This is a genomic window from Peribacillus sp. NPDC060253 (genome assembly GCF_042727425.1).
In the GTDB taxonomy this organism is placed as follows: Bacteria; Bacillota; Bacilli; order Bacillales; family DSM-1321; genus Peribacillus.
Genome location: NZ_JBHXAS010000144.1, coordinates 1 through 10226 on the forward strand (window position 1 = coordinate 1; position 10226 = coordinate 10226).

The following is a 10226-nucleotide window of genomic DNA, read 5'->3' on the forward strand; positions in this document are numbered from 1 at the left end:
AGATAATATATAATTACCAATACAAAATTTTAATATATCCATAGTTTAAAACTATAGAAAGGAGAATATATGGATCTTCGCCAACTTAGGTATTTTATTACGATCGTTCATGAAAAGAGCTACTCTAAAGCGGCTAAAATACTCCATATCTCTCAACCTTCATTAAGTAATGCCATAATGAAATTAGAAAAAGAAGTTAGTTTTCAGCTTTTGGAACGTAATACAAGAGGATTGGAGTTGACGGAAGCAGGCGGTATTTTTTATACAAGATCTGTGGATTTGCTAAGAAGATTCAATAATATGCAAGTGGAACTTGAGGAAATGAAGCAGGTTGGAAGTGGGACAATATCTATAGGCTCCATTGAATCTTTCAAATTTTGGTTCCCCAAGATCATCAGGAATTTTAAAATCCTATATCCTAATATTCATATAAAAGTTAAAGAAGTCTTGGGGGAAGAGAAAGTTATCGATTTCTTGAATCAGTATAATGGACATTTCACCATCACGAACCAGCCAATTAACAACGATGAAATCATGTCTATTCCCCTCTATAATGAAAAATTCATACTTTTGGTCCATAAAGATGACGACTTAAATGAAAAAGGTTCCATCACGTTCCAAGACCTTGCTGGGAAAGAATTGATCATCAGTACAACTGGTTTTCAAACAAGAGATGATATTTTGAAAGCCTTTAAAGAGGAAAACGTAAATCCCAATATTTTTTACGAAATAGAAAGACTTGAAACAGCTTGCAGTTTGGTGGAAGAGGGACTTGGGGTTACAATTTTACCGGAAAGCTATATAAAATCCGCTGTAACACCCAATACTGTAATTCGGGCAATCGATACGAATGTTTTGGAAAGAACGGTTTACCTGGCCTATTTGAAAGATCGATATCTCTCTCCTGCAGCATGTAAATTAGTTGAAGAGATACGTAGCTTTTTTAAGATGTAATTCATGAATAATAAACCGTTCCATCACTTATTGAATTAAAGGAAAACACTTTATGCTTCCTGCCAATTATGAAGGTTTCCCACTCATGATTTGTCGGAGTTTCATGTGTTTTCTTTTATTCATTCAAACGTCCACGCCAAGTACGAATATCGTTTTTATTAAATACATGGCTGTTCCATTTCTTCTACTATGAATAACGGGCTGATAGAATATCTCGAGAACAATGTAAAAACTCTTAAAGTATAAAAATTCAATCCTCCGAGCAAGACCCGTTTTAAGAACTTCTTCGTTCTTACTTCTTTTGGGTTCACAATTTTTTTCGGTGTTCCCTCTTCCGCTATGACATTTCATGCGTGACGACAAACATCATGTTCGCCAAAAAACGTTCAAATATGTGTCCTTAATAATTGTGGCTAATTCAAAGCATGCAATACATTGAAATGCTTTGCCAGTCACTACTAATAAGGTTGGTTCGCACATTAGAACGTTTTATATACGTTATCGAATTTCTTACAACTCAATCCAGTGGTCCTCCCCCACTTAAACTTCTCTAAGTTTATTTAAGCATATTACTTAGCGAAGTTTAGGAGATAAAATAGTAGAGCCCAAATTCTCAGTGTCATAAATGAGAGACTGGGCTTTTTTACTTCATCAATGCTTTATGGGTAAAACCCTTACTTCTGAAACCTCCCTTAATCGAAAGCTGCGCTAAACTACGGCTGAATAGGTTTGTCAAACACATAAATCGTCATCGCAGTATCAATGTCTATATTAATATCTGTATAGATGCTTAGAATTTTCGCATCCATCATTACCTCAATTTTTCTCAGAACTTCAGGATCCTTATAAATTTGCTTGACTAATTTAGTTCGTGTTTCATGAACCATCCGCTGTCCTTCTGTAGAGCCCATCATAAACTTTTCAACATTCGTCAGATTACCTTTCATCTCACTAATTACCCAAGGACCTACAAGACGAGTAGTAATTTCCTTTGGTCCATTTCCAACATACTCCTTGCGTATTTCACGAAGTAACATATTGAATTGATGTTCTCTATTTTTTTTCATTCCATTTCTCCTATCTATCCTTTAATCATTTTTAGCTTCCGGGTGAGGTAGCATTAGATAACTTATTGTAAGTACAAATACCACCGCAGCTAACCATAAAGTCTGGATTGAATTTGCATTATTCACTATGATAAATCGAATGGTAGCTGTAATCCCAATATAAATTAGATATCTTAATGGGAAATGGTAATCTTCCCTGAAATATTGTACAATCATGGAAATGAATCCGAAATATAAGAAAAATATCAATATTTTACCGAAAGTACCATGGACATCCTTATTGCCCCAATAAACATCATTCAAAATGTAGTAAAGTTGCCGAAAAAGAAAATATATAAGAATAAAACTAAGAATAATCAATGATGTATTCAACACCGTTTGATAAAGTTTTATCAGCCACTTAGCTTTTTTTAATCTGTATGGCCCAAACATTCAGGATCCTCCATTTTTATCATATCTCCTTATCTGAATGAAATTGCCCCTAAAAAATAATTTAGCTCGCTTTCTACTTTCCACTGCAAATCATGCTAAAAGCATGCGTCAATAAAGAACATACTCACAGAGATGATGATAAGATAGTCCATGAGTACGAACAGTAGATCAGTTTTCCTTTGAGTACAAAACACTTACTTTGATTGACCCTTTAATCCTTCGCCTAACCCTTTTAACAAATCAAGAGAAAACCTCATTACGCGATTAACATCAGGGTCTCTCATTAATTTTACTAAATCGAAAACACTCACTTTTTTATTTAACTGAAATCCTTCTTCTGCTTTTTGAAGCCCTTTTGACAGTCCTCCCACCAGTTTTTTCGTCATTTCAGGATTTAGTTCAGTCAACACTCCTGCCGCTTCCATTGCATTGTTAACAGCATTTGTTACAGGTGGACGCAGCAATTGTCCCACTGCAATTTTTGCCACTTTCTCTTTTGCTTCAACGAGATTATTGATAGCTCCAAGAATTCCACTTTCGTGAAGTTCTTGGAGAAGTTTAATTGTTTCTTTAATCCCATCTGCATTTTGGGATAAATCTTGTAAAACCTTTTCAAGCGTTTGATCTTGTTTTTCTTTTTCGGTAAAGGTTGGTTCATCTATCTTCGTAATTGGTTTAGCCATTATTTTTTACCTCCCGGTGTATTCAAATCTGCGAGAGCTTCAAGAATGCTCATTTTATTGAATCTTTGGATCTGCATTTTCCGATAAATCTTGAACGACCTGTTTAAGCATTTGATCTCGTTTTTCTTCTTCCGTCAGAATTAATGAATCTAAAGTCTTCTTCGGTGTTTCCTTTACTTTTTTACTCCTGATATATTCAAGTCTGCAATTGGCTCGTAATCTTTCCGTGCCCATTTCCGTTCCACTTGTACGCCTAACTGAGGATTACGCGTTGCATAACGAGGGTTATACATTGGCAGTGGTCTGTTTCCTTTTGCTTTCATTAACTCCATTTTTACTTTTATCTGTTTATATGCTGGAGTTTGTGTCTTAACATCACCAACACTTCCTGTTAAAAGGTTGATTGCATTTTCATGACTTACTGAGTGCATTGGAACGTACAGTTCTTTTCCTGTAACTCGATCTGTTACGACTGCATGAAGCTTAATTGCACCGTAAGGAGAAATTAGACGTACTAATGATCCATCTTCTACCTTACGTTCTTTTGCAAGTTCAGGCGAAACTTCTACGAATACCTCAGGTAATTTATACTGAAGTCCTTTTGATTTATTTGTCATATTCCCTACGTGGAAATGCTCCAAGAGTCGTCCGTTGTTCAAAGTAAGATCGAAATCTTGTGTGAATTCAATAGGTGGAACATATTCTGCAAGAGAAAAACGCGCTTTTCCATCAGGAAAGTTAAAACGCTTTGTATAAAGAAGCGGTTCATCTGTGCCGTCTTTTTGCACGGGCCACATTAAACTGTTCCATCCTTCAAGTCTTTCGTACGATACACCCGCAAAAGTTGGACAAAGACTTGAAATTTCGTCCATAATATCGCTTGGGTGTTCATAGTTCCAATCCACACCCATATATTTAGCAATTTGCTGAATGATCCACCAGTCTGGTTTTGATTCTTCTAATGGCTCAAGTGCTTGATACAAACGTTGAATGCGACGCTCTGTATTGGTGAATGTTCCATCTTTTTCAAGAGACGGAGCTGCCGGCAAAACAACATCTGCAAATTGTGCAGTTTTTGTTAAGAACACATCTTGTACAACAAAGAACTCTAGCTTACCGAGCGTGTCATGCACATGATTGGAGTTTGAATCTACCCATGCCATGTCTTCCCCCATGAGATACATGGCTTTCAGTATGCCTTTCTCTGAGGCTTCTAGCATATCAATGTTCGTAAATCCAGACTTTTCAGAGATTTTTACGCCATAAGCTTTTTCAAAATTAGCACGTGCGACATTGTCTGTTAAACGCTGATTGCCAGCGAGCCATTGTGGAAGAGCCCCCATATCACATGAACCTTGCACATTATTATGACCGCGAAGTGGGTATGCTCCCGTTCCAGTTCGACCGAAATTCCCCGTTACAAGCAGAAGGTTAGCGATAGCTCCTGATGTATAGGAACCTGCAATATTTTGAGTAACACCCATTCCCCATAAAATACATGTTCCTTTTGATTCATGAATCATTTTAGCTGTCTTAATCAGTTGTTCTTTTGGAAGGCCAGTCACTTTCACTGCAAAGTCTAGCGTATATTTATTAAGAAGTTGCAGATACTCTTCGTAGTTATTTACACGAGCTTTAATGAATTTTTCATCATGCCAACCTTGATCAATCATATATTTTGCAACAGCAGTCAACCAAACAAAGTCTGTTCCTTGTTTTGGATGTAAAAATAAATCAGAACGCTCTGCCAGTTCATGCTTACGAAGATCTGATACAATCAATTTCTGTCCGTGTAATTTCTTAGCCCGCTTAACTCGTGTTGCTAGAACAGGATGTCCTTCAGTTGGGTTTGCCCCAATCGTGATAACAAGACCTGCACTTGCAATATCCTGAATGGTACCTGAATCCCCACCATATCCAACAGTGGCAAGTAACCCATCTGTCGCAGGCGATTGACAGTAACGAGAACAATTATCCACGTTGTTTGTTTCAAACACTTGACGGGCCAATTTTTGCATGAGATAGGATTCTTCATTCGTCGTTTTCGAAGAACTTACAAAGCCAAGTGCATCACCACCGTACGTTTCTTTAATGGCACCCATTTTTTCTGTAATTAAAGTAAGTGCTTCATCCCAAGTAGCAGGAACAAATGCATCTCCTTTCCGAATTAAAGGAGTAGTAAGCCTTTGTTCACTATTGACAAAGTCCCAACCGAATTTCCCCTTCACACAGGTGGAAACACTGTTTACAGGACTATTTTCAGTTGGCTCAACTTTTAAAATTTCACGTCCTTTAGTCCATACTTCAAATGAACACCCTACCCCACAAAATGTACATACTGTTTTCGTTTTTTTCGTACGCGTATCACGCGCGGCTGCTTCTACTTCTGATAGGGCAAAAATTGTTTTATAATCCGGTTCGACCTCTTTAATGAGATCAACCATTGGATTTAACAAATCCTTCGGAATGGCTGTCATAAGCCCCGCTTCGCCCAACATTGATTTTTCCATTAAGGCGTTACATGGACAAACTGTGGCACACTGTCCGCAAGATACACAAGAAGAATCATTGATGGATTTACCATCATCCCACATTACACGTGGGATATCACGTTCCCAATCGATAGATAGAGTTTCATTCACCTGTAGGTCTTGACATACTTCTACGCAGCGTCCGCAAAGGATACATTGGTCCGGATCGTATCTGTAAAAAGGATGTGACATATCCACTTCGTATCCTTTTTCTCGGTATGGACGAGTTTGATGTTCAATTTCCAACAACTCAGCTGTGTTATGAACACGACAATTTCCATTGTTATTGTCACAAACCGTACAATACAGTAAGTGATTCTCCAAAATACGGTCCATCGCTTCTGTTTGAGCAGTTTTGGCCAATTCTGAGGAAGTCAAAATATTCATTCCTTCCTCAATTTCTGTCGAGCACGCCCTCATAATTTGTCCATCAATTTCACACATACAGGTATCACAGGTTTGGATGGGACCTAAAACTTCTGAATAACAAATATGTGGGTGCTCTACTCCTTGTTCCAGTAGGTAATCAAGAATTCGAGTCCCCTGCTTTACTTCATGTTGCTGTCCATTAATTTTTACTAGGACTGTTGCCATTTTACATTCTCCTTTTTTTAAAAATCAAAAAAGCCCGCCATAAAATAGATTGTGCAAATACAACACACATTCTATTTTATGGCGGGCTAATAACTAAGCAGTTTTTATCCTACTAGTGATCATTCTCACCACATCATATAATAAAAAAAACAGGACATTAAGGCAATTCGTCGTTACCTAACGTCAATGACTTTTTTATATTTGAGTCTATATTTCTATTATAATACTCTACATGTTTAACCTCAACAATAGATTGAATTTTTCAATAGGATTTTCCCTTTTAAAAATCAATTTTCCTTCATTTTTATATTACCATATAATCCCATTGATTCGAGTGAAATAAAAGGATTCTTATTCAACTAAACTGCCCCGTTAGTTCATCAACAACATCCTTTAACAGAGCCATTTTTTAAATAAGATTCCAACTATTTGCACAGAACAGAAACACTTGGTCACTTAAACACACATTCCTTTTCCACCATATTTATTTCTAGTGCAAACCACAATGCTTCCAAACCACATTTGAGAATACTTCCAATCTTTAAATGTTAGCCACCAATATGAGACATTTCTACTTTAGTGCTGTTTCTTGAAACATTCCCATTTTTTCTTTCATCAGAATAGCGATCGATACGATGATTCCAAATATCCGAAATTTTATTTGAAATTACAACATCCGACTCTTCTGAGCGAATTAATTGACGAAGATCATAACCTTTTGATGCAAATAAACATGTATATAATTTCCCTTCAGCAGATACTCTAGCCCTGGAACAAGTAGAGCAAAATGAATCGGTCACAGATGAAATTATTCCAATTTCTTGATCACTGTCTTTATACCGATATCTAGTTGCCACCTCTCCTACATAATTTGGCTTAATTTGTTCTAATGGCATGACTTCTTCAATTCGATCTAAAATCTCTTGCTTGGTCATTACTTCCGTCATTCTCCAGCCATTTGAATTTCCTACATCCATATACTCAATAAACCTAAGAGTATGTTTATGATCTTTAAAATATTTCGCCATTGGAATTATATCTTGATCGTTTTTCCCTTTTTGAACAACCATGTTCATTTTCACTTTTAAGCCTGCATTAGAAGCTGCCTCCACTCCCTCTAAAACTCTCGCAACTTTGCTTCTATTCCCATTTAACTGATTAAAACGTTCATCATCTAAGGAATCAAGACTAACTGTCACCCGTCTTAACCCAGCATTAAATAACTCAGGTGCAAACTTTTTAAGAAGAGAACCATTTGTCGTAATGGCAATGTCTTCTACTCCATTAATTAAATTCAAACGGTGAATCAATTCAGGAAGGTTCTTACGTAATAAAGGTTCCCCCCCTGTAATACGTATTTTACTGACACCTAATGAAACAAATATACGGCTCAATCGCTCCATTTCATCAAAAGAGAGGATTTTATCCGAGGATAAAATAGAATAATCAGGCCCCTCAGGCATGCAATAGCGACAGCGAAAATTACAACGGTCGGTCACAGATAAACGCAGATCTCTTAATGGGCGTTCTAATTTGTCCAAAATATCATTTTCCATGTTTTTCGTGTCTCCTCCTATTTTTGACAACCAACTAACATAATCGCATATTATTTCTTATTGTTTTTGTTGAATTCGTTCTGCACATGTATAAATATTCATAGATTGATTACGAATAAAACCAACTGTCGTAATCCCTAATTCTTCTGCCAACTGTAATGCCAATTCAGTCGGCGCCGATTTTGAAAGAACTACCTCACAACCAATTTTTGCTACTTTCAATAAGATTTCTGAAGAGATACGACCGCTAAAAACAATGATTTTATTTCCAATCGAGATATCATTTTTTAAACAATATCCGTATATTTTATCCAACGCATTATGTCTTCCTATGTCCATCCGACTTAACATAAAACCGTTTAAATCACAGAGAGAGGCATTATGAACCCCTCCCGTATCTTGGAAAATCGTCGCGGAAATTTGTAAATTATTCATTAAACGAAAACAATCATCCGGGGTGAGCTTGACTCTGATTTTATTCATCTTCTTAGCGGTTAATGCATCGTTAACGAAGACAAAGCCTTGTCTGCTCATTCCACAGCACGATGTAATATAACGCTTATTTTGGAAATTTTGGTAATAAGGATTCAATTTATCTATTTTCACATGTACATATCCTTCTTTTTCTTGCACCCAAATGTCTTTAATTTCTTCATATTTCCGTATAATTCCTTCAGATGCTAAGTAACCGATAACCATATCTTGAATATATTCAGGTGTACAAACCATCGTAACAAATTCTTGTTCGTTAATTTTTACTGTAACTGGAAACTCTGTAACAATTATATCTTCAGCATTTTCAATATGTCCGTTTGTGAATCTAAGAATTTCCCTTTTCTCCACTGCTGGTTTCATATAGCACTACATCCTTTAAATTTTTTAACGGAAATTTCTACCTTCTTCATTGAAAAGAATGATTTTTGATGGATAACTATCCTCGATGAACCAGGTCTTGAGCTAGAGATGTAAACATCTCACCAGTAAGCGAATCTTCATCGTATACACATGAACCTTTATTTTCCTCACGTTTGGCAAAAGGGATTCTTGCGATTACTTCGGATTGCAGCTGTTGAGCTAGCATATCGCCGCCACCCTTTCCAAAAAGATAGTTCCTCGAACCATCTTGTTCTTCATAATATGCCATATTCTCAACGATACCTAAGATATCATGATTGGTATGTTTCGCCATAGCACCTGCTCTTGAAGCAACAAAAGAAGCGACATGGTGAGGAGTCGTTACGATAATTTCCTTTGCCTGAGGAATCATGGCAGCTACATCAATGGCTACGTCTCCTGTACCAGGAGGTAAATCTAGAAGGAGGTAATCCAGTTCCCCCCAATGCGTGTTGGCAAGGAAGTTTTGAATCCATTTGTTTAGCATGGGCCCTCGCCACATAACGGGGTTATTATTGTTTGTAAAAAAACCCATGGACATGATTTTAACGCCCTGACTTACAAGTGGAATGACTGTCTGGTCAATCATGGTTGGCTTTTCTCCAACTCCCATCATCGCAGGGATACTAAATCCGTAAATATCCGCATCTAACACCCCGACTTTTTTCCCCATACGGGCCAAAGCAGTAGCCAGATTAACGGTAACCGTTGATTTTCCCACTCCGCCTTTACCACTTGTCACTGTAATAAATTTCACACCTGAATCAGGTTGTAACATGTTAGGCATTCCTGTTTCTGTTGTAGCACTTTTCTTTAAAGTTTTCGTTAATACAGCCCGTTCTTCTGGTGTCATAGAACCAAAGGTTAACGAAACACTTGAGGCTCCAATCTTTCGAAGTGAATTTTCAACATCATCTTTTATTTTTGCTTTTAATGGACAGCCTTGGATTGTTAAAACCACTTCAAGTTGAACATGTGTACCATCCATTTCAATATTTCTCACCATGTTCAAATCCACGATACTTTTATGCAGCTCGGGATCTTGAACATGTTTTAGAGCGTTCATTATTTGTTCATGTGTCAACATATCTCTCAGTCCTTCTTTATTTAATAGTTTCCTTCTCCTTATGGTTAATTGCCTCAGATAAAAAATTGAAAAGATTATAGAGATCATTGCAAAATCCCTATCATTAAATATCACAGAATAACTGATAGTAGAGTTACTTTAATAATTCACTGTTTGAATGATCTGTTCTATTTCATGATATTCTCCATTAATCTTCTTGAGCTATTCATAGCATATTGAACTCTCCTTTTTTATAAACAAAAAGCCCACCATAAAATAGATTGTGTACATGCACATGCAATACACAGTCAATTTTATGATGGGCTAATTACTAAGCAGTTTATCCTACTAGCGATCCATCTCATCACGTATAACAAAAATAAAAAACAGGACATTATGGCAATTTTTCATTACCTAATATCAATGATTTTTAATATATTTTTTAATAT

At 36.6% G+C, this 10226-nt stretch carries 9 protein-coding genes; 1 reads left to right on the plus strand and 8 read right to left on the minus strand.

Going from position 1 to position 10226, the window contains the following annotated elements; all coding sequences use genetic code 11:
• The first annotated feature begins 69 nt into the window (after positions 1-69).
• Positions 70-954, plus strand: coding sequence for a LysR family transcriptional regulator (locus tag ACFWE9_RS23545; RefSeq protein ID WP_377359069.1), 885 nt, complete (start codon positions 70-72; stop codon positions 952-954).
• 713 nt (positions 955-1667) lie between these two features.
• On the opposite strand, the gene ACFWE9_RS23550 is transcribed toward ACFWE9_RS23545, so the two are convergent.
• From ACFWE9_RS23550 to ACFWE9_RS23585, 8 genes are all read right to left on the minus strand, one after another.
• Entirely contained in the window at positions 1668-2021 is a 354-nt protein-coding gene (locus ACFWE9_RS23550; RefSeq protein ID WP_377359071.1) for a Na-translocating system protein MpsC family protein, read from the minus strand.
• A 21-nt stretch (positions 2022-2042) separates the two neighbouring features.
• Entirely contained in the window at positions 2043-2453 is a 411-nt protein-coding gene (locus ACFWE9_RS23555; protein ID WP_230156452.1) for a phosphate-starvation-inducible protein PsiE, read from the minus strand.
• 194 nt (positions 2454-2647) lie between these two features.
• Complete coding sequence (locus ACFWE9_RS23560) at positions 2648-3136, minus strand: helical membrane plugin domain-containing protein (RefSeq protein ID WP_230156453.1); 489 nt, start codon at positions 3134-3136, stop codon at positions 2648-2650.
• 54 nt (positions 3137-3190) lie between these two features.
• Positions 3191-3370, minus strand: a complete 180-nt coding sequence (locus ACFWE9_RS23565) for a hypothetical protein (RefSeq protein WP_377359081.1) — start codon at positions 3368-3370, stop codon at positions 3191-3193.
• Positions 3310-6261, minus strand: coding sequence for a formate dehydrogenase subunit alpha (gene fdhF / locus ACFWE9_RS23570; protein WP_377359073.1), 2952 nt, complete (start codon positions 6259-6261; stop codon positions 3310-3312). The genes ACFWE9_RS23565 and fdhF overlap by 61 nt, the downstream gene beginning before the upstream one ends.
• Positions 6262-6809: 548 nt before the next feature.
• A complete protein-coding gene (gene moaA, locus ACFWE9_RS23575) occupies positions 6810-7817 on the minus strand; it encodes a GTP 3',8-cyclase MoaA (RefSeq protein WP_377359075.1) in 1008 nt (335 codons plus the stop codon).
• Positions 7818-7874: 57 nt separating this feature from the next.
• Positions 7875-8672 (minus strand): formate dehydrogenase accessory sulfurtransferase FdhD, encoded by a 798-nt coding sequence (fdhD, locus tag ACFWE9_RS23580; RefSeq protein WP_377359077.1) that lies wholly within the window; start codon positions 8670-8672, stop codon positions 7875-7877.
• 76 nt (positions 8673-8748) lie between these two features.
• Positions 8749-9798 (minus strand): P-loop NTPase, encoded by a 1050-nt coding sequence (locus ACFWE9_RS23585; RefSeq protein ID WP_377359079.1) that lies wholly within the window; start codon positions 9796-9798, stop codon positions 8749-8751.
• Positions 9799-10226 lie beyond the last annotated feature (428 nt).